This window comes from Neobacillus drentensis (assembly GCF_036965245.1).
GTDB classification, from domain to species: domain Bacteria; phylum Bacillota; class Bacilli; order Bacillales; family Cytobacillaceae; genus Neobacillus; species Neobacillus drentensis_G.
In genome coordinates this window covers 1-318 of record NZ_JBALPG010000174.1, presented here as the reverse complement: position 1 = coordinate 318, position 318 = coordinate 1, and positions in this window count along the sequence as shown.

Sequence of the window (318 nt, the reverse complement as noted above, 5' to 3'; positions counted from 1 at the left end):
AAAAAGTACAGTATTTTTGGTCGCTTCATTATATACAAAAGCACATACTCCAATCTAAATAAATTATTTTTGCCTAGTATTTATATTTAATAAACTCCAGCCTACACTAATTTACCATATGGATTTGAGTAATTACAAAGCTAAATGAAACTAGATACCAAAAATACTAGAGATTCACGAGATTTGATCAATGAATAATTTGATCTGAGACTAATGTTGTTCATTTGCAAGGTAAAAGCTATGGGAATACGGAAATATGTTTTTAAAAAAAATGACGAAATATGTTACAATGTATTTTGGACTAAAATACTGCTAACG